Below are 19,430 nucleotides of genomic sequence, written 5' to 3' on the forward strand. Positions count from 1 at the left end.
TCAATCATGAGCGAAAAAATAATCGGCTATTATACGCAGAATGTCTACAAAACATAAGCCATTCCGGTGAAGTTAATGCCTTGTTACAAGTTTAATCCTGTTTATTTTTCAAACAGAATTTTTAGTACCTGAACTTGCATTATTTTGTTGATGTTATATCGTTAATTAAGATATTCATCTGAATAAATATGCACTTTTCTTCATATTTCAAGTGCTAATATTTGAGCAATTTTATTAAAGCAAAACACAAAGAAGACTAACGATCATGACTTATAAAGCAGAAACTTTAGCAATTCACGCAGGTTATAGCCCGGAACCCACCACCAAAGCTGTCGCGGTGCCAATTTATCAGACCACCTCTTATGCCTTTGACAATACCCAGCATGGCGCAGACCTGTTTGACCTGAAAATTCAAGGCAATATTTATACCCGTATCATGAATCCGACCACAGCAGTGTTAGAACAGCGTATTGCTGCGCTAGAAGGTGGTATTGGCGCACTGGCATTAGCATCCGGTATGGCCGCCATTACTTACGCGATTCAGACCATTGCTGAAGCTGGGGACAATATTGCTTCAGTGTCTACTTTATATGGTGGCACCTATAACCTGTTTGCACATACCCTGCCAAAGCAAGGCATTGAAGTCCGCTTCTTTGACTACCAAAACCCGGAAGCACTGCGTGGTCTGATTGACGACAAAACCAAACTGGTTTTTGTGGAATCAATTGGTAACCCACTCGGCAATATTATCGACTTGGAAGCGATTTCAAAGATTGCGCATGAATACGGCGTACCCGTGATTGTCGACAACACTGTAGCAACTCCTGTCTTGCAGAAGTCTTTTGATTTCGGTGCCGATATCCTGGTGCACTCACTAACCAAATATATTGGCGGGCATGGCAATTCGATTGGCGGCATTATTGTCGATAGCGGCAAGTTTCCATGGGGCAAACATGCAGCACGCTTCCCTGCCCTGAATACACCTGACCCAAGCTATCATGGCGTGAACTATGTTGAAGCTTTGGGTGAAGCAGCCTATATTGCCCGCGCCCGTGTCGTGCCATTACGTAATACTGGTGCGGCAATCAGCCCGCAAAATGTATTTTTAATTTTGCAAGGTTTAGAAACTTTAAGCCTGCGTATGGAACGTCATACTGAAAATGCACTTAAAGTTGCGGAATATTTGCAGCAGCATTCGAAAGTAAAATGGGTCAATTACGCTGGTCTGAAAGATCATCCTCAGCATGCTTTGGCGCAGAAATATGTGAAAGGGAAACCGTCTGCCATTCTGACTTTTGGTGTTGAAGGTGGTCGTGAAGGCGGTGCTCGTTTTATTGATGCCCTGCAGCTGTTCACCCGTCTGGTCAATATTGGAGATGCCAAGAGTCTGGCCTGTCATCCGGCCACTACGACTCATCGCCAGCTTAATCCAGAAGAACTTAAATCGGCTGGCGTGAGTGAAGATATGGTTCGTCTTTCTACCGGGATTGAACACATTGATGACCTGATTGCTGATCTGGAACAGTCACTCGCAGCCGTTTAAGCCCTCTTTTAAAGCAAAAAACTCCATCATTTCTGATGGAGTTTTTTTATCTGGCTTTACTTTTCATGAGCTTTATCTTATGGTTAGATCACAATAAAAATTAATTGAAATGTAGTTTAAAAATAGAGCAATTACTCTAAAATTTCTCTTATTTTCAACAACTTAATCTCTGGATTTTCCTGCATAATTCGTTATCATATACAGACTTCATTGTGTACGAACTTTCGTGCATACCTACGTACAAACCAAATAAGAAAAAACGTAAACCTACCGCATATTTCAGGAATAACAAACGTGAAATCCAGACTACAGAAACATCTACTGAAACGAGTTCAAGGCAAAACCATCCTCATTACAGGTGCATCCAGCGGCATTGGCCTGACAGCAGCACACCGTCTGGCAGATGCAGGTGCACATGTCCTGCTAGTAGCACGTACCAAAGAGACTCTGGACCAGGTAAAAGAAGAAATTGAAGCAAAAGGTGGTATGGCAACAGTTTTTCCGTGTGACCTGAATAATCTGGACGCCATTGATGAAGTATCCAAACAGATTCTGGCTTCTGTTGATCACATTGATATTCTGATTAACAATGCCGGTCGTTCGATCCGCCGTGCGGTACATGAATCAGTGGATCGCTTCCACGATTTTGAACGTACCATGCAGCTGAACTATTTCGGTGCTGTGCGTCTGGTGATGAACATCCTACCGCATATGATGATTCGTCGTCAGGGTCACATCATCAATATCAGTTCGATTGGGGTATTGGCAAATGCGACCCGCTTCTCTGCTTATGTGGCATCGAAAGCAGCCTTGGATGCATTTAGCCGCTGTCTGTCTGCAGAAGTCAATTCACATAAGATCGCGATTACTTCAATCTATATGCCATTGGTGCGTACGCCAATGATTGCACCAACCAAGATCTATAAATATGTTCCGACGCTTTCTCCTGAAGAAGCATCTGATCTGATTGCACATGCAATTGTGAAACGACCGAAAAAAGTTGCTACCGGTTTGGGCCGTCTAGCTTCAATTACTTATGCAATTGCACCAGACATTAACAATAAACTGATGTCGATCGGCTACAACCTTTTCCCAAGTTCATCTGCCTCTGTAGGTCAGCCACAGAAGCTCAACTGGGTGCAGAAAGCATATGCACGTATCTTCCCGGGTGAGCACTGGTAATTTCAGGCGAAAATGCACTTTGAACAAAGCCGCCTGCTGGCGGCTTTGTTATTTTGATCGGTCATCAATCAAGATACCCTGAGTTATCACGACAGATCCTGTCATTTCAGATGCAGATTTTTGCCGCAAATGATCTCAGATCACGTACACTATCGGACGGATATTTGATCCGCATGTATTAAACATTTAGATATTGATTCAACAAATGGACACCCTTATGAATAACCTGCAATGGCTCGATGAAGTAAAATTTAACGAACAAGGACTTGTACCTGCCATTGCACAGCATCATCAAACCGGTCGTGTATTGATGGTGGCGTGGATGAACCGTGAAGCACTGGCACTGACAGCTGAAAAAAATCAGGCCGTGTATTTCTCTCGTTCCCGCAACAAGTTATGGCATAAGGGCGAAGAATCTGGTCATTTCCAGACAGTGCATGAAATCCGTCTGGACTGTGATGCTGACGTGATTGTGCTGCAAATCGAACAGCATGGTGGAATTGCCTGTCATACTGGTCGTGAATCTTGTTTCTATCGCAAACTGACGCCGAATGGCTGGGAAATTGTCGATGCTCAAATCAAAGATCCTGCAGCGATCTATGGTGAAAAATCTGCAAACCCGCATACCATGGCGATGAATGCATCTAATGCCCAATCAGAACAGGTTGAAGTGTTGTCTTATCTGGGTGAGATGATGGCTGAACGTAAGCAGGCTGATCCCGATTCATCTTATGTTGCCAAGCTCTATCACAAAGGCTTAAATAAAATTCTGGAAAAAGTCGGTGAAGAAAGCTTTGAAACCGTAATTGCTGCCAAAGACTTTAAAACTGAAGCAACCGAAGACAATAAAAATGACCTGATCTATGAGGTGGCAGATCTGTGGTTCCATACTATCGTGATGCTGGGCTATTTCGACCTTGATCCACAACTGGTTTTAAATGAACTGGCACGTCGTCAGGGCTTATCCGGTCTGGTTGAAAAAGCCAACCGTTCACACTAAATTTTGAATTTACCTGTGTCTGAGCCAATTAAACCGACCGCAACCTATGAGCAGGCCACTGCCATTGATAACGCACGTCTGGGCAAATCTTTTAAAGTGATTGCCTATGCCGGCACAGGTAAAACCACAACTTTGCAAATGATCAGCGATGCCATGCCGCAGCGGCGTGGCATGTATCTGGCATTTAACAAATCCATTGCTGCGGAAGCACAAAATAAGTTCCATCGTGGTGTGGACTGCCGGACTTTCCACTCATTGGCCTATCGCAGTGTTCCACGTGGAGTCACGGATAAACTGCGCCTGCCCCGCCTCAGTCCAAGCTTCATTGCCAAGGAATATCGCCTTGAGCCGATGACCTTGCGCCGCATGATGGGTGGCCGTTATGAAAAATATGTCATGATGCCTTCGCGTCTGGCCAGTCTGGTCGCCAATGCGGTCGGTTATTTCTGTTCAACCAGTTCACAATACCCTGCTCCACGGCATATTCAGGCACCAAACTGGTTACATCCGGACGATGTCGAAGCCCTGCAAAAGAAACTCTATCCTGCGGTTGAACGTCGCTGGCTGGAATCGATTGATCCGAATCATCAGGCCGGAATCGGACATGATATTTATCTGAAACTCTGGGCATTGTCAGAACCGAGTATTCCAGCGGATTATGTACTGTTTGATGAGGCTCAGGATGCTGACCCCCTGATGTTGGGTATTTTGCTAAAACAGCGCAGCACCCAGGTGATCTATGTCGGGGATGCGCATCAGCAGATTTATGCCTGGCGTGGTGCAGTCAATGCCATGCAGCAACTGCCATTACCAGAATCCCGCCTGACCACCTCATTCCGTTTTGGTCCTGAAATTGCCCTGAATGCCAATGCAATTTTGGGAGCCTTGAATGAAACTGTGCCCTTACTCGGTAATCCGCATCTGAACTCTAAAGTAGTGAATAAACCACATACCAAAATGCGTGATGCGATTTTATGCCGTACCAATGCCCGCGCCATGGAACTGCTGCTTGCTGGACTTGTGCGTGGTGAAAAGGTCAGTTTACAGGCCGACCATGTCAAGCTGAACCGTTTTGTCGAAGCGGCTGCCATGTTAAAACAGGGCAAACGTGTGGTGGATGTGCCTGAACTGGCCTGGTTTAACTCCTGGCATGATGTACATGAATATTGCGAGACCAATGAAGGCAGTGACATTAAACCTTTGGTGAAACTGGTCGATGAGCATGGGACTGATCCGCTAAAAACTGCGCTAGCCAAGATCACGCCAATCGGACAGGCCGACTACATCATCTCCACCGCCCACAAAGCTAAAGGGCTGGAATGGGACCGGGTCCATATTGAAGATGACTACCAGTTTAAATTAAATGAAAAAGATCACAAGATTAGTGATGAAGAGTTAAGACTGCTTTACGTGGCCTGTACACGTGCTAAAGTAAGCTTAAATATTCACCACATTTATGACCTGATTCAGCAGCTAAAAATTAAAATGCCTCTATCATTACGGCAGGCAGCAGGCTAGTACGGCATGGATGTAGGCATCACGATACAGGTGGTCTATGCAAGTCGAATCCATACAACTCAAACATACCCTGCACTTTTCTGATATCCAGCTTGAATTTAAATATCATAAACTGCCCGTTACCTTAATTCTCGGTGATCAGGGTTCTGGTAAAACGGCGCTGCTGCGTAGCATCTATCAGGCACTGACCTGGTTCGCTGCGCGCTATCGTGACCTGCGTACTGCCGGCATGGTGATGCTGGATCAGGACATCATGCAACATCGTCTGCAATCCAAGATCAATATTCAGGTCCGTTTTCCTGAAGAAATTGGCTCTTTTGCAGAAAGTAGCGATCAACAGCAATCTTCTACCCAGCAGTGCAGCTGGCAGCTTTATAAAACTTTAAATAGTCAGGGTGTGGGACTGAGTAAGGTAGATACATCGCAACTCGAAGCGATGGTCACGTTGTATCAGAAAGCCCTCGCCAAAGATCCAATGCTGGGCTTACCGCTGATTGCCTATTATCCGGCTGAGCGTTTTGTCAATGAAATCAATCTGCTCAGTAAAAACAATCCGGCGATTTTACAGACAGTGTATGCCTATGAAATTGCAGCTATTCCCTTCACCACTTTTACCCGTTTTTTTGAATGGTTCCGGGAAATCAGCGACATTGAAAATGCCCAGAGTGCGCAGATTCTAGAGCAGATCCTGAGCCGCGCTTCGCAGCAGGATAAAAAACACAATATGGATGAACTGGTCAAACATATTGAACATGCCCAGATCCAGGTGAATACTCCGAGTTTAAATAGCCTGCGTGAAGCTTTGTCGATCGTTCTGCCTGAAGTCAGCAATCTCTATTTGCAGTACCAACCTAAAATGCAGCTGATGGTGAGCTACCAAGGACAAACCCAGACTTTACAGCAATTACCGAATAGCATCCGCAACTGGATTGCCTTAGTTGGAGATATTGTGCGTCGCCTGTGTCTGCTCAATCCGAAAAGCCTGTTTCCGTGCAAGGAAGGCAGTGGCATTCTACTGATTGATGCGATTGATCATCAGCTGGATCAGGACATGGCAGCAGTCATTCTGTCTCGTCTGCATCAAGCCTTTCCTGAACTGCAAATCATTGTGACAGGTAACCGTCCTGAGTTACTGGAACAGGCAGCGGATTTTCAATGTCTGTGTCTTGAAAATAAACAACTCTATCCAGTTCAAGTCGATACAATCCCAGCGCAATTTGATCAACTCTATGCGAATTTAGGCCTGGGTCAAGAAACCCTGAATACTGAGGAAATCGTGCTGCTCGAGCCCGAGCTTGAACAAGTAACGCCACTTTCAATCTTGCAACTGATTCAGCAAACATTGAATGAAGAGCAGCAACAGGAGTTGCTACGTTTACTGAATCAGAATGACCAGAAAATTCCCCAAATTCCGTTTTAAGCGAATAAGCTGGCTCTTGAATTAACCTGATTTAATTTTTCTGAATAGCTCCTTATCGAAGCAGACCTTCAAGGCTGTCCATTTTTTTCAATAGACTCTTCAAGTTTGATCTTTATTTTCAGTTCAATCCGGTCGATGTGCTCAAGCATACGCCCCATGTTTTCATGGGGTCATCGTATAATTGTTAAGTCGTACACAAAAAGATTGATGTTGTTGTTATCCTGTAATATGATCGGAATTACTTGCATTTTTCATTGTAAAATCGGAATTTGCTATCGTTTATAAGTTGCGCAATACAACTGTTTTTATTCTTTGAATACGATTTGGCTTTCAAGATTGAGAAATTTGGGCTGCTCCTTGCATTCCTGTAATCCTTGAAAGATAAAGATTCACCCTAGGTTCATGACGACCTAACTCACGACAATGGATACGAGTGTGCTGCCGATTATTATATTGTTACCGTTAGTATTAGGCACAACCCTTGTCTCGTGGCTGAAAAGATTTTCGCGCGGGGTAACGGCCTTAGGGGCCATTGGTGTCAGCCTCAGCAGTTTTGCATTATTACTCAGCCAGGCGCCTGCGGTGCTAGATGGCGCAGTCATTAGCGAAAGCTGGTCATGGCTGCCTCAACTTGGTATTGATTTCAGTTTCCGCCTGGATTCTCTGGGGCTGTTATTTGCTCTGCTGATCAGTGGCATCGGCACCCTGATTTTTATTTATGCCTACTATTATTTAAGTCCGAAGAACTCGCTCAGCAAACTTTATATCCTGCTGATGCTGTTCATGGCAGCCATGCTCGGCATTTCCTTGTCGAATAACCTGATTATTTTATTAATTTTCTGGGAACTGACCAGTATCTCCTCGTTCTTGCTGGTTGGTTACTGGAGCAATTATGAAGTAGCGCAACGTGGCTCACGCATGGCGTTAACCATTACCGGCATGGGTGGTCTGGCAATGCTGGGTGGTTTCGTTTTACTGGGCGAGATCACAGGAACTTATCAGATTGATCAGATCCTTGGGATGACCGAGCTGATCCAATCGCATAGCCTGTTTGTACCTACCCTGCTGCTGATTTTGCTGGGTGCCTTTACCAAAAGTGCGCAGTTTCCTTTCCATTTCTGGCTGCCAAATGCCATGGCAGCACCGACACCGGTATCTGCTTATCTGCATTCTGCCACGATGGTAAAAGCGGGCTTATTTCTGGTCGCACGCTTGCTGCCAATTTTTGCTGGCGCGGCACTTTTTCATAATATTGTTACCTTTATCGGTCTATTTACCCTGTGCATGGCAGCCTTTTTTGCCATCTTTAAGGAAGACCTGAAAGGCTTGCTGGCCTATTCAACCATTAGCCATCTTGGCCTGATCATGTGTCTGCTGGGGATTGGTTCACCACTCGCGGTGGCTGCTGCAATTTTCCATATCATTAACCATGCAACCTTTAAAGCTGCACTGTTTATGATTGCCGGCATTATTGACCATGAATCGGGTACACGCGACTTACGCAAGTTGTCCGGCTTGTGGCAATTACTGCCTTTTACTGCAACACTTACCATGATCACTGCTGCCTCAATGGCAGGTGTCCCATTAACGAATGGTTTCCTGTCCAAGGAAATGTTCTTTACTGAACTGCTGGCCAACCTAAGTGGTCCAGTAATGATTGGCTCTGCCATTGTCGCGACTTTAGCCGGTATTTTCGCGGTAGCCTATTCGATTCGTCTGGTCCACGGTGTATTCTTCGATGGTCCAATTGGACGCCATGTACCGAATAAAAATGCACATGAACCAGCATTTGGCATGCGTGCGCCAGCAACTTTACTGGCAACCTTATGTATTCTGGTCGGTATTTTGCCTGCCTTACTGGTTGAGAAAATTGTTAATAGCACTGCCCGGGCTGCTACACAAAACCTGGCGTTTGAAGGTACCCACCTTGCCATCTGGCATGGTTTTAACGCACCACTCTTAATGAGTGTAATCGCCCTGATTGGTGGAATCCTGTTCTATTTCTCGCTGGCCAAAGGTGGCTTGATTCGTGAAATTGATCTTGATCCGAGCTTGGGCAAATTTCAGGGCCGGATTTTATTTGACCTATTCTTAAAATCATTATTGCTAAATTCACGTCGTTTTCGCCGTGCCACTGAAAATGGCAAACTGCAAAGCTATCTGCTGTGGATTGTGATCTTTACCATAGGTCTGGTTGCTGTACCTTTGCTGACTCATCCGATTGGTACTGGCGCACGTGAACTGACTCATGCACCGGCTTTAGCGATTATCTTATGGCTGCTATTATTCTCAGCCTGCTGGATGATGCTGTGGTTCCATCACGAGCGGATTAAAGCCGTACTGATCAGCGGTGCAGTCGGTCTGGTCGTGACCATGATCTTTATCGGTTTCTCGGCACCAGATTTGGCCCTGACCCAGATTACCGTCGATGTAGTTACCACAGTATTGCTGCTGATGAGCCTCTCTCTATTACCACAGCTCACCCCTTATGAATCCAGCCCGACCCGACGCTGGCGTGATGCCATTATTGCAATTACAGGTGGTCTGAGTATTGCCTGGGTAGCCTGGCTCGTTATGACACGAGATCATAATTCAATTTCCTGGTTCTTTGCCCAGCAGTCAATTCCGCTCGGCGGCGGCACCAATGTGGTGAACGTGATTCTGGTGGATTTCCGTGGTTTCGATACCTTCGGTGAAATCACCGTACTCGGTATTGCGGCGATTGGCGTATTGAGCCTGATGGATGGTATGCGTGCCCATGGTACTACCATTACTCAAGGTTTGACTTACCGTTTTAACCCCTCCCCGCTGATGCTGCGAATTACTGCTTCCTGGATTTTGCCAGTTGCACTGGTGGTGAGCCTGTATATTTTCATGCGCGGCCATAACCAGCCTGGCGGTGGTTTTATCGCAGGTCTGGTGACTTCTTTAGCCTTGATTATTCAGTACATTGCCATCGGTCAGGATCATGCAGAAAAAATGCTTGGTGCTAAATCTGGCCGTCTCTATGAAATCTGGATTGGTAGCGGTTTGATGTTTGCTGGCCTAACTGGTGTTGCCGCCTGGTTCTGGTCACGTCCATTCCTGACCAGTGCGCATATTTATGTCCATCCCCCAATACTAGGCGATATGCATCTGGCTTCTGCAGCGCTGTTCGACGTCGGGGTTTATGTCACCGTGGTCGGCGCGACCATGTTAATGATTTCTGTGCTTGGGGATTCACGTCACTCGTCTATGACTGGCCCGGTACCAAGAGGATAATGCAATGATCAGTCTAGAATTTTTATTGGTCTCTGCAATTGGACTCCTGACAGCAACCGGGATCTACCTGATCCTGCGTGCCCGTACCTTCCCTGTAGTATTGGGTCTGGCAATGATCGGTTATGCCGTCAACCTGTTTCTGTTTGCCATGGGACGTATTCAGCTCAATGCACCTGCAGTCCTTACAGAAACCACCAAAACTACGGACCCACTGCCACAGGCATTGGTACTGACTGCTATTGTAATCGGATTTGCCACCACGGCATTCATTGTTCAGCTGGCACTTCGCAGCCGTTATGAATCAGGGACAGACCACGTTGATTCCAAAGAAGAAATACCAAACCATGACCCACGTGAGGATGAGCCTTAATGACTGATCTTTATAACTTCTGGGTCCAACATACACCTATTTTCAGTATTCTCCTGCCAGCATTCACTGCATTCATTCTGCTGTTATTAGGCAATCCTGGTGCAGGTTCACTGGCGACAGACTGGCGTCAACCTTGGCGTCGTGGCATCAGCCATGTCTCAACGCTGCTCGGCCTGGTGGTTTCAGTCAGTTACTTGATAAGCACCAGTCAGGGACAAATCAGTGTTTATACCCTAAGTGAATGGTCTGCTCCATTTGGAATTGTACTGGTTCTGGATCAGCTGTCTGCCTTGATGCTGGTACTGACCTATGCACTGGCTGTGCCGATTATCTGGTATGCCAGTCGTGACTGGGACATGCGCGGGCGTTATTTCCATGCCATGATGCATTTCCTTTTGATGGGACTCAGTGGAGCTTTCCTGACAGGTGACTTGTTCAACCTGTTTGTATTCTTTGAAATCCTGTTGATGGCATCTTATGTCCTGCTTCTGCATGGTCAAGGCAAGGCTCGTTTCCAGCTGGGTATTCACTATGTCACAATTAACCTGCTGGCTTCTGCCCTGTTTCTGATTGGCTTAGGCATGATCTACGGTAGTGTTGGCAGCCTGAATATGGCCGACGTTGCCCGACTGATGCCAACGCTGGAAAATGATCAGCATAAAATTGCAGTCGCTGGTGCACTGCTGTTATTTGTGGTGTTTGGGATCAAGGCTGCCATGCTGCCTGTCGGCTTCTGGCTTCCGAAAACGTATGCAGTGGCAACCACACCGGTAGCAGCCCTGTTTACCATCATGACCAAGGTGGGTATTTATGCCATCCTGCGGGTCAATGGTACGGTCTTTGATGATGAATACAGCCATCAGATTCTGATGAACTGTCTGATGGTCATCGGTCTAATCACCTCCTTATATGGTGCTGTGGCTGCTATTGGCACAGATCGTTTGCGTCGCTTTATTGGTTTTATGCTGCTGTCTTCAGTGGGTACTATTCTGATTGCAATTGCCTTGAATAATTCAGCAGCTTGGGCTGGTGGTTTGTACTATATGGTGCACAGTACCGTGATTGCTGCTGCTTTCTATATGCTTAGCGGCTGGATCACCTCTCAGCGTGGTGAATTTAAAGATCATTTTAAAATCGCACCACAGATGAAACAGAATACCCTGGTATCGATAGTCTACTTTATCATTGCCTTGATGATGGCCGGTCTGCCACCATTTAGTGGTTTCTTCGGTAAGGTCTTTATCTTGCAGGCTACGACAGGCTCACCTTATCAAATGATCATCATTATTACGGTGCTACTGGTTAGCTTGCTGAGTATTCTAGCCTTTACCCGGGTTGGTTTTATCCTGTTCTGGCGCGCCAGCAAACCGGATGATAATGTCCATTCTGAAGCCTTTACCCAGTACGAAACCCTGCCAAGCCGGGCACCTTTGCGTAATGATAAGGTGATTTACCTGTTGCTCGCCGGACTGACAGCCTATGTGGTATTTGCTTCACCTGTCTATAATTATGTGTATCGCACTGCTGTACAGATTAAAGATAACCCAGTCTATGAAGCGGCATTATTAAAACGTGATGCTGAAGGCAAGGTCATTAGCGTGCAGCCATTTGATCCGGAATATTTGCCTGAAACCAAATATGGTGGGGAAAATCCAGATCCAAATGCACATCTGATTCCATATGTAATTTCACCGGCAACTTTAGAAGGTGAAAATATTTCTGAATTCAAACAGCGTCAGATCAATGAACAGTATATTGAACAGAAAAATGCGCCAAGCGATAACCAGCTTAAACCGCAGGAGGGACCATAATGAAAGCATCGTTCTTACGCCGCTGGTTCCCTCATCCACTGGTTTCCGTCATTGTCGGAGTAAGCTGGTCTTTACTCAATCATAGTCTAGATGCCGGTACACTCGTCACCGCATTAGTCCTTGCAGTACTAATCCCACGAATGGTATTCCGGTTTATTGACTACACACCGAATATTCACTGGCTACCCGCCATTCGTTTGTTCTTTGTGGTGATCTGGGACGTTATTGTTGCCAATATTAAAGTCGCTATTCTGGTCTTGGGGCCAACCAAGAATTTGCATCCCAAATGGTTCCGTGTTCCTTTGGATACTGAACATGAAGAAGTAAATGCCTTACTGGCAATGATCATTACCACAACGCCAGGTACGGTATCTGCCGGAATTGATCAGGATCGTGGCGACATTCTAGTGCATGCCTTAAGTACCGACGATGAAGCTGCTGAGATTGAAGTTATCAAACAGCGCTATGAACGTCCACTGATTGAGATTTTTAGCGCTCAGACTGGAGAAAATGCATGACGATTTTGCCTTATGCCTTACTGATTTGTCTGGGTGCCGTGACCATTTCCATGTTCCTGTGTCTGGCACGTCTGGTCATAGGACCCTCAATTGTGGACCGACTATTGGCTCTGGATACTCTGTTCCTGAATGCTACCTGTCTGGTCGTCATCCTCGGTATTTACTGGGCCAGTACCTTTATGTTTGAAGGTGCTTTACTCGTGGCAATGTTAGGTTTCGTCTCTACGGCTGCGCTGGCACGTTACTTTACCACTGGCCATGTGATCGATTAGGAGTTTTCAGATGCAATTATACCTAGAAATTCTGATCTCGATTTTCCTGCTGATCGGTTCATTCTTTATGCTGGTCGGCGGGATTGGTATGGTTCGATTACCCGACCTGTTTATGCGCCTGCATGCACCGACCAAGTCCAGTACCTTGGGCCTCGGTAGCTTCCTGATTGCTGCGATGATCTATTCTGCAAGCTTTGGCCGTTTTGGTTTTGCTGAAGTACTAATTACCCTGTTTGCCTTTATTACAGCACCAGTTTCGGCCAATCTGATGGCTCAGGCAGCACTGCACTTACGTTTGCGCTCAATGAGTGGTGAAGTACCGGAAGCACTGGAACGTCCCCTGCCCTGGCAGAAAACCCCTCGTCGTGCTTTCTTTGAAAAGAAGAATTGCGATGATGATTTAAAATAGTAAGGGCTTTTATTTACCTCTGTTCTCCTTCTGGGAGAAAAATAGAAAGCGGATATAAATAAGCATGAAAGTCTTTTTCCTTTATTTCTCAAGCCTAATAAAAAAGCCACCCGAAGGTGGCTTTTTTATTACACTTGATCAGTGTTTATTCTTCATCTTTCTTGTCTTCAGCTGGAGGTAAATCCTTCACAGCTTCAGCAATCAGACCAAACATATAGTTACCATATGCATTGGTTTTGTCGTAATGGAAACGCAGACGTGGCGTAATACGTGTCTTGATACGACGGCTTAGTTCGTGGCGCAAGAAACCAGACGCTTTGTTTAACACATCCAGCGTTTCTTTATTTGCCGCTTCACTTTGCTCATCACCCAGTTCACGACCCATTACAGTCACATAAACTTCAGCATAGCCTAAATCAGGGCTGACTTTCACCGCCGAGATGGTCACCAGACCACCTAGACGTGGATCTTTAAGCTCCTGACGAATCAGTTCAGAGAGTTCTCTCTGAACTGTATCAGCCATACGCTTAAGACGCTGACTACCCGCCATTAAAGACTCCGTTTAATCAGTTGAACATCATACACTTCGATCTTGTCGAGAGGTTTGATGTCTTTATAGCCTTTCACTGCAAGACCACATTCCATACCGGCACGAACTTCTTCAACCACTTCTTTATAGCGACGTAGAGATTCAAGTTCACCCTGGAACACAACCACGTCATCACGTAATACGCGAATCGGTTTGTTACGGTGTAAAGTACCCTCAAGTACCATACAGCCCGCAGCTGCACCAAATTTACTAGAATGGAATACTTCACGTACTTGCGCAACACCAAGAATTGTTTCACGGTGTTCAGGTGCAAGCTTACCGCTCATGGCTGCTTTCACATCGTCGATCAATTGGTAGATTACTGAGTAGTAACGGATATCGATACTGTCAGCATCTGCTTTTTGACGGGCAGTGTTGTCGGCACGGACGTTAAAACCTAGAAGTACAGCTTCAGAAGATTCAGCAAGTGTTACGTCAGACTCGGTGATTGCACCTACACCTGAACCAATAATACGTACTTTAACTTCGTCGGTTGCCAGGTCAGCAAGCGCAACGTGTAATGCTTCCAATGTACCACGTACATCAGTTTTCAGAACCACATTCACAATCGGCACATCTTTCTTGCCCATTGATGCCATGATGTTCTCAAGACGCATTGCAGATTGACGCTCAAGACGTTTTTGACGTTCACGATCCATACGCGCATCAGCAACTTCACGTGCTTTTTTCTCATCATTCACAACAAGAACTTCGTCACCTGCCATTGGCGCTTCTGGAAGACCCAAGATTTCTACTGGAATCGAAGGACCTGCAGATTGAATACGTTTACCGTTTTCATCTGTCATGGCACGAACGCGGCCGTATGATGAACCTGCAAGAACAAGATCACCTACTTTCAAGGTACCGTTTTGTACAAGGATCGAGGTTACTGCACCACGAGAGTTATCAACACGTGCTTCAATAACGACACCTTGTGCAGCACCTTCTTCAGAAGCTTTAAGCTCTAGAAGTTCAGCCTGAATTAAAATCAGATCAAGAAGCTCGTCGATACCGGCACCTGTGTGCGCAGAAACCATGGCCACAGGAACGTCACCGCCCCACTGTTCGGGCACGATTTCTTTGGTCGTCAATTCATTCAATACGCGATCTGGATCAGCAGATTCTTTATCCATTTTGTTGATCGCAACGATGATTGGCGTACCCGCAGCACGCGCATGGTCAATTGCTTCAGCAGTTTGTGGCATTACACCATCATCTGCCGCCACAACTAACACCACGATATCTGTCGCTTTCGCACCGCGTGAACGCATTGCTGTAAATGCTGCGTGTCCCGGAGTATCCAAGAAAGTGATGATGCCTTTATCAGTTGTTACATGGTAAGCACCGATATGCTGTGTAATACCACCCGCTTCACCCGCAGCCACTTTGGCACGACGAATACGGTCAAGCAGCGATGTTTTACCATGGTCAACGTGACCCATGATGGTAACAACAGGTGCACGTGTAGATTGCACACCACGCGCCTCTTCAGCTTGTTCCATCAGCGTATCTTCTGCTGCAGTTTCAGAAACCAGTACCGGATGATGACCCATTTCTTCAACGATCAGCGCAGCAACTTCCTGGTCAATCGCCTGGTTCTGAGTAACCAGTTCGCCCATTTTCATCAGTGATTTGATGACTTCACGAACTTTAACTGCCATTTTCGCAGCCAGGTCAGCAACGACAATCGTTTCACCGATTTCAACGTCATAAACTTGTTTCTTAACAGGTTTTTCGAAGCCATGTTTGTTCGATTGACTTGTTTTCAGACCACGTTTATGTGAGTTATCACGGAAAGATTGCTCTTCACCACGACGACCGCCTTTCTTAGATGAGCGAGTATTATTCGTGTTCGTACCACGTTTAATTTCACGGTCTTCTTTTGCGAAAGAGTCTTCGTATGCTTGGCCAACCAGACCAGCAGCAAGAGGAGAATCATCAACAACACGAATCGTTGCTGTGGTATCTTCCGCCGTGTACTTAGAGGCCATTTGACGCATTTGTTCAAGCGTACGTTGTTGCGCTTCTTCAGCAGCCTTACGACGTGCAGCTTCTTCAACAGCTTTGAGTTGTGCTGCTTGCGCTTCACGTGCTTTTTTCTGTTCAGCAGTTTCAGTCGGTTTAACAACCTGCTTCACAATTGGTTTGTTTGTAGATTTGCGTTTTACAACTACAGCCGCTTTAGAAACTTCTTGCTTGTCGCTGGTTTGTTTCGCAGCAGCACGCATTGCTTCTAATGCTTTGCTGGCATTGTTTGCACCTGATTTTGGTGCATCAGCTGGCTTCGGCGCTGCTGGTTTTTGCTCAGCTTCAGCTTTTGCTTGCTGTTCAGCTTGCGCTTTTGCCAGTGCTTCTGCCTTGATTTGTTCTGGATCAGGCTTAGTAAATGTATGTTTCTTGCGAACTTCTACATTAATGGTTTTTGCCTTACCCGAAGTACTGGCTACTTTAGCCGTACTGGTCGTTTTACGTTTCAACGTGATTTGTCCTGCATGACCATCCGAACCTTGTGATTTTTTCACATGGCTCATCAGGTGATCTTGTTGTTCGGCGGTAATAATTTCGTCAGATTTGCTCTGTGGTAAACCTGCCTCACGAACCTGTTCCAGGAGCTTCTCAACTGGGCGACCCAATTTGAGGGCTAACTCTTTAATCGACTTGTCCGTCATATACTACCTCCTAGTTAAACCATGATTCGCGCGCTTTCATAATGAGCTGGCCCGCTTTTTCAGCGCCTAAACCTTCAATATCTGCGATATCGTCAGTTGCCTGATCTGCAAGGTCATCCACTGTTACCACACCACGAGCTGCTAGAGCTTGCGCGATCTCTGCTGTCATGCCATCCATTGCAACAAGTTCTTCACTTGGCGCTTGTACGTTTTCTTGCTGTTGTAATGCATCAGCAAGTGCAACTTCTTTTGCACGGCTTTGCAGTAGTTCAACCAGTTCCGCATCCAGTTCGATTTCATCAAACGTTTCTGCAGGTACGTATGCAATTTCTTCAAGCGAGGTGAAGCCCATTTCTACCAACGCCATAGCCAAATCTTCAGCAATATCCAGACGTGTTACAAACATGTCTAGATATTTTTGCGCTTCGCTTTGTTGACGTGCGTAGTATTCTTCTTCCAGCATCATATCCAGCTTGTAGCCAGTCAGTTCTGATGCCAGACGAACGTTCTGACCCTGTGAACCAATCGCACGAGCCAACTGATCACTCGTTGCGAAAATGATGTCTGCAGTACGTGCATCTTCATCGATAACAATACTGGATACATCTGCTGGTTCAAGTGCGCTTGCGATGTACTGAGCAGGATCATCTGACCATACTACGACATCAATACGCTCACCATTGAGTTCCTGTTGTACTGCCTGGATACGTGTACCACGCATACCAATACAAGCACCAACCGGATCAATACGGTGGTCATTTGTTTTCACTGCAATTTTGGCACGTACACCTGGCTGGCGTGCGGCTGCCTTGATTTCAATGATTTCTTCCGAGATTTCTGGAATCTCTTTTTTCATCAATGCGATCAGCATTTCAGGTTTAGCACGAGAAAGCTGTAGCTGAGCACCACGACCTTCACGGTTGACATTGAAAAGAATCGCATTCACGCGTTGTTTCGGGCGAAGGATTTCCTTCGGAATCATTTCTTCACGTGCAAGATATGCTTCAGCATTATCCCCTAAGTCAATAATGAAACCGTCTTTGGTTTGTTTTTTCACTTCACCGTAGATCAGCTCACCGACTTTAGATTCATAAGCATCAGCAACCAGTGCACGTTCTGCTTCACGAATCTTTTGTACAATCACCTGTTTAGCAATCTGTGCAGCAATACGACCGAAATCGATTGACTCAACTTCCAGCTCACGAATGTCACCGATTGACCATTTTGCCGGATCAACATCAGAGATGGCATCCTGACAAGCTGGCATTTCATGATCTTCGTCTGCAACCACTTCCCACTGACGGAAAGTACGGTAGTCACCAGTTTTACGGTCGATTTCTACACGTAAACGTGCTTCTTCCGAGTTGGTTCCTTCGTAGAACTTTTTCTTGGTCGCTGCAACTAAAGCTTGTTCTAGTGCTTCAAAAATTGCTTCACGAGGTACACCTTTTTCGTTACTAACCGTTTCAACGACGGTAAGAATTTCACGTGCCATATGTCACCTATTCGTTCAGATTCTTATTGATTTAGTTAATCTTGATAGACCAAATTTGCTTTATCGATATTGTGACTGTCGATGTCCAGAACCTGCTGCTTTTCTACTTCTACCTGAATCATTTCATTTTCAAGGTCGACTGCAACCAGTTTTGCCTGGAATTTACGACGGTTGTCCACCGCACTGATCAGACGTAAGGCAACGGTCTGACCGATATAATCTGCCATTTGCTGAAGCTGGAAGAATGGACGGTCCCAGCCTGGAGACGACACTTCAAGTGCATATTCACCTGAAATCGGATCATGTACGTCTAGCATCGCGCCCACCTGTTGGGTGACGCGTACGCAGTCCTGCACACCAATTCCGCGGCCCTGCTCCACTTCACCGTCTTCATTGATGACCGGTTCAGCAGTTGGATCGACTGGCTTGTCGATATAAATACGTAATAGAGAACGTTTACCCTGAGGAACAAATTCAATTCCCCAAAGATCTACATCACAGGCTTCAACTGCAGGTGCAATCAAGTCCTGAAGTGCTTGAGTTTTATTTGATAGCTTCATTTACTCTCGTCATCTGGTGCGATTTTATGATCTATTTGACCACTACAAACCAATACAAACTATAGTAGTAGTGAAACATGGAGATATGACCAAATTTTGTCGACACTACACGATAGCCAATAAAAAAGGGCGTAAATCGCCCCAATTAATGCACAATTTCGGATTTTTTCAAATCCCACTGTGCAAAAAGGCCCACCATAGTTGTGAGCCTCTTTTAAGAAACTTGGTAGCGGGAGCTGGATTTGAACCAACGACCTTCGGGTTATGAGCCCGACGAGCTACCAGACTGCTCCATCCCGCATCAACGTGCAAAAATTATATACAAAAGACGATAAGTTTTCAATCAAAACTATCTCTATCGATATGTTGGTCTTTTGTCGCTGAAAAATTGGTAGCGCTCACTGGACTTTAATCCAACGATCTTCGAGATTTTATAAAGAGTTGAGCCCGACGAGCTTGCAACTGATTAAAATAACGAAACCACACTTTCCAAAAAGTGGTAGCGGGAGCTGGATTTGAACCAACGACCTTCGGGTTATGAGCCCGACGAGCTACCAGACTGCTCCATCCCGCATCAGCGTACAAAAAACTTTTCAGTTCATAGAACTGCCTTTAAAGTTTGCATCTTTAAAGGATTGGTAGCGGGAGCTGGATTTGAACCAACGACCTTCGGGTTATGAGCCCGACGAGCTACCAGACTGCTCCATCCCGCAACAACATGCAAATAACTCTTCTCAACTTAAAACTGGTTTCAAGTTGCCTCTTTAAAGTTTGCGTCTTTATAAAAGGATTGATTGGTAGCGGGAGCTGGAT

15 protein-coding genes and 3 tRNA genes are annotated in these 19,430 nt (G+C 45.8%); 11 read left to right on the plus strand and 7 right to left on the minus strand.

Annotated elements, in window-relative coordinates; translation table 11 throughout:
* The first annotated feature begins 265 nt into the window (after window positions 1-265).
* The 11 genes from B4033_RS06680 (at window position 266) to B4033_RS06730 (ending at window position 13,304) form a co-directional block, all read left to right on the plus strand.
* The gene (locus B4033_RS06680) at window positions 266-1,543 is read left to right on the plus strand and encodes an O-acetylhomoserine aminocarboxypropyltransferase/cysteine synthase family protein (protein ID WP_286832791.1); all 1,278 of its coding nucleotides are present in this window, start codon (window positions 266-268) and stop codon (window positions 1,541-1,543) included.
* A 294-nt stretch (window positions 1,544-1,837) separates the two neighbouring features.
* Window positions 1,838-2,725, plus strand: coding sequence for an SDR family NAD(P)-dependent oxidoreductase (locus tag B4033_RS06685; protein WP_004810045.1), 888 nt, complete (start codon window positions 1,838-1,840; stop codon window positions 2,723-2,725).
* A gap of 217 nt (window positions 2,726-2,942) precedes the next feature.
* A complete protein-coding gene (gene hisIE, locus B4033_RS06690) occupies window positions 2,943-3,725 on the plus strand; it encodes a bifunctional phosphoribosyl-AMP cyclohydrolase/phosphoribosyl-ATP diphosphatase HisIE (protein WP_286832793.1) in 783 nt (260 codons plus the stop codon).
* 15 nt (window positions 3,726-3,740) lie between these two features.
* The gene (locus B4033_RS06695) at window positions 3,741-5,243 is read left to right on the plus strand and encodes a UvrD-helicase domain-containing protein (protein WP_286832795.1); all 1,503 of its coding nucleotides are present in this window, start codon (window positions 3,741-3,743) and stop codon (window positions 5,241-5,243) included.
* A 37-nt stretch (window positions 5,244-5,280) separates the two neighbouring features.
* A complete protein-coding gene (locus B4033_RS06700) occupies window positions 5,281-6,663 on the plus strand; it encodes an AAA family ATPase (RefSeq protein ID WP_286832797.1) in 1,383 nt (460 codons plus the stop codon).
* A 423-nt stretch (window positions 6,664-7,086) separates the two neighbouring features.
* Window positions 7,087-9,924: a monovalent cation/H+ antiporter subunit A gene (locus tag B4033_RS06705; protein WP_286832799.1), complete on the plus strand. Its 2,838-nt coding sequence runs from the start codon at window positions 7,087-7,089 to the stop codon at window positions 9,922-9,924.
* A 4-nt stretch (window positions 9,925-9,928) separates the two neighbouring features.
* Window positions 9,929-10,294 (plus strand): Na+/H+ antiporter subunit C, encoded by a 366-nt coding sequence (locus B4033_RS06710; protein WP_004896306.1) that lies wholly within the window; start codon window positions 9,929-9,931, stop codon window positions 10,292-10,294.
* Complete coding sequence (locus B4033_RS06715; RefSeq protein ID WP_286832801.1) at window positions 10,294-12,105, plus strand: monovalent cation/H+ antiporter subunit D; 1,812 nt, start codon at window positions 10,294-10,296, stop codon at window positions 12,103-12,105. Before B4033_RS06710 ends, B4033_RS06715 begins: the two co-directional genes overlap by 1 nt.
* The gene (locus tag B4033_RS06720; protein ID WP_004896311.1) at window positions 12,105-12,623 is read left to right on the plus strand and encodes a Na+/H+ antiporter subunit E; all 519 of its coding nucleotides are present in this window, start codon (window positions 12,105-12,107) and stop codon (window positions 12,621-12,623) included. The genes B4033_RS06715 and B4033_RS06720 overlap by 1 nt, the downstream gene beginning before the upstream one ends.
* Window positions 12,620-12,895, plus strand: a complete 276-nt coding sequence (locus tag B4033_RS06725) for a monovalent cation/H+ antiporter subunit F (RefSeq protein ID WP_004810060.1) — start codon at window positions 12,620-12,622, stop codon at window positions 12,893-12,895. Before B4033_RS06720 ends, B4033_RS06725 begins: the two co-directional genes overlap by 4 nt.
* A gap of 10 nt (window positions 12,896-12,905) precedes the next feature.
* On the plus strand, window positions 12,906-13,304 hold the full coding sequence (locus B4033_RS06730) for a Na+/H+ antiporter subunit G (RefSeq protein ID WP_286832804.1): 399 nt from the start codon (window positions 12,906-12,908) through the stop codon (window positions 13,302-13,304).
* Between the two features lie 145 nt (window positions 13,305-13,449).
* Here B4033_RS06730 and B4033_RS06735 read toward each other — a convergent pair whose 3' ends face one another.
* The 7 genes from B4033_RS06735 to B4033_RS06765 form a co-directional block, all read right to left on the minus strand.
* Window positions 13,450-13,854 (minus strand): ribosome-binding factor A, encoded by a 405-nt coding sequence (locus B4033_RS06735; RefSeq protein WP_004810065.1) that lies wholly within the window; start codon window positions 13,852-13,854, stop codon window positions 13,450-13,452.
* Complete coding sequence (gene infB, locus B4033_RS06740) at window positions 13,854-16,562, minus strand: translation initiation factor IF-2 (RefSeq protein WP_048881747.1); 2,709 nt, start codon at window positions 16,560-16,562, stop codon at window positions 13,854-13,856. Before infB ends, B4033_RS06735 begins: the two co-directional genes overlap by 1 nt.
* A 10-nt stretch (window positions 16,563-16,572) precedes the next feature.
* On the minus strand, window positions 16,573-18,057 hold the full coding sequence (gene nusA / locus B4033_RS06745) for a transcription termination factor NusA (RefSeq protein ID WP_004810069.1): 1,485 nt from the start codon (window positions 18,055-18,057) through the stop codon (window positions 16,573-16,575).
* A gap of 35 nt (window positions 18,058-18,092) precedes the next feature.
* The gene (gene rimP, locus B4033_RS06750; RefSeq protein ID WP_004810072.1) at window positions 18,093-18,617 is read right to left on the minus strand and encodes a ribosome maturation factor RimP; all 525 of its coding nucleotides are present in this window, start codon (window positions 18,615-18,617) and stop codon (window positions 18,093-18,095) included.
* A 224-nt stretch (window positions 18,618-18,841) separates the two neighbouring features.
* Window positions 18,842-18,918 (minus strand) — tRNA-Met (locus tag B4033_RS06755).
* Window positions 18,919-19,114: 196 nt separating this feature from the next.
* Window positions 19,115-19,191 (minus strand) — tRNA-Met (locus B4033_RS06760).
* A gap of 62 nt (window positions 19,192-19,253) precedes the next feature.
* Window positions 19,254-19,330: transfer RNA gene (locus B4033_RS06765), tRNA-Met, on the minus strand.
* Window positions 19,331-19,430: the final 100 nt, after the last annotated feature.

Origin of the sequence: Acinetobacter sp. UBA3132 (assembly GCF_002364825.1) — a bacterium.
GTDB classification, from domain to species: domain Bacteria; phylum Pseudomonadota; class Gammaproteobacteria; order Pseudomonadales; family Moraxellaceae; genus Acinetobacter; species Acinetobacter schindleri.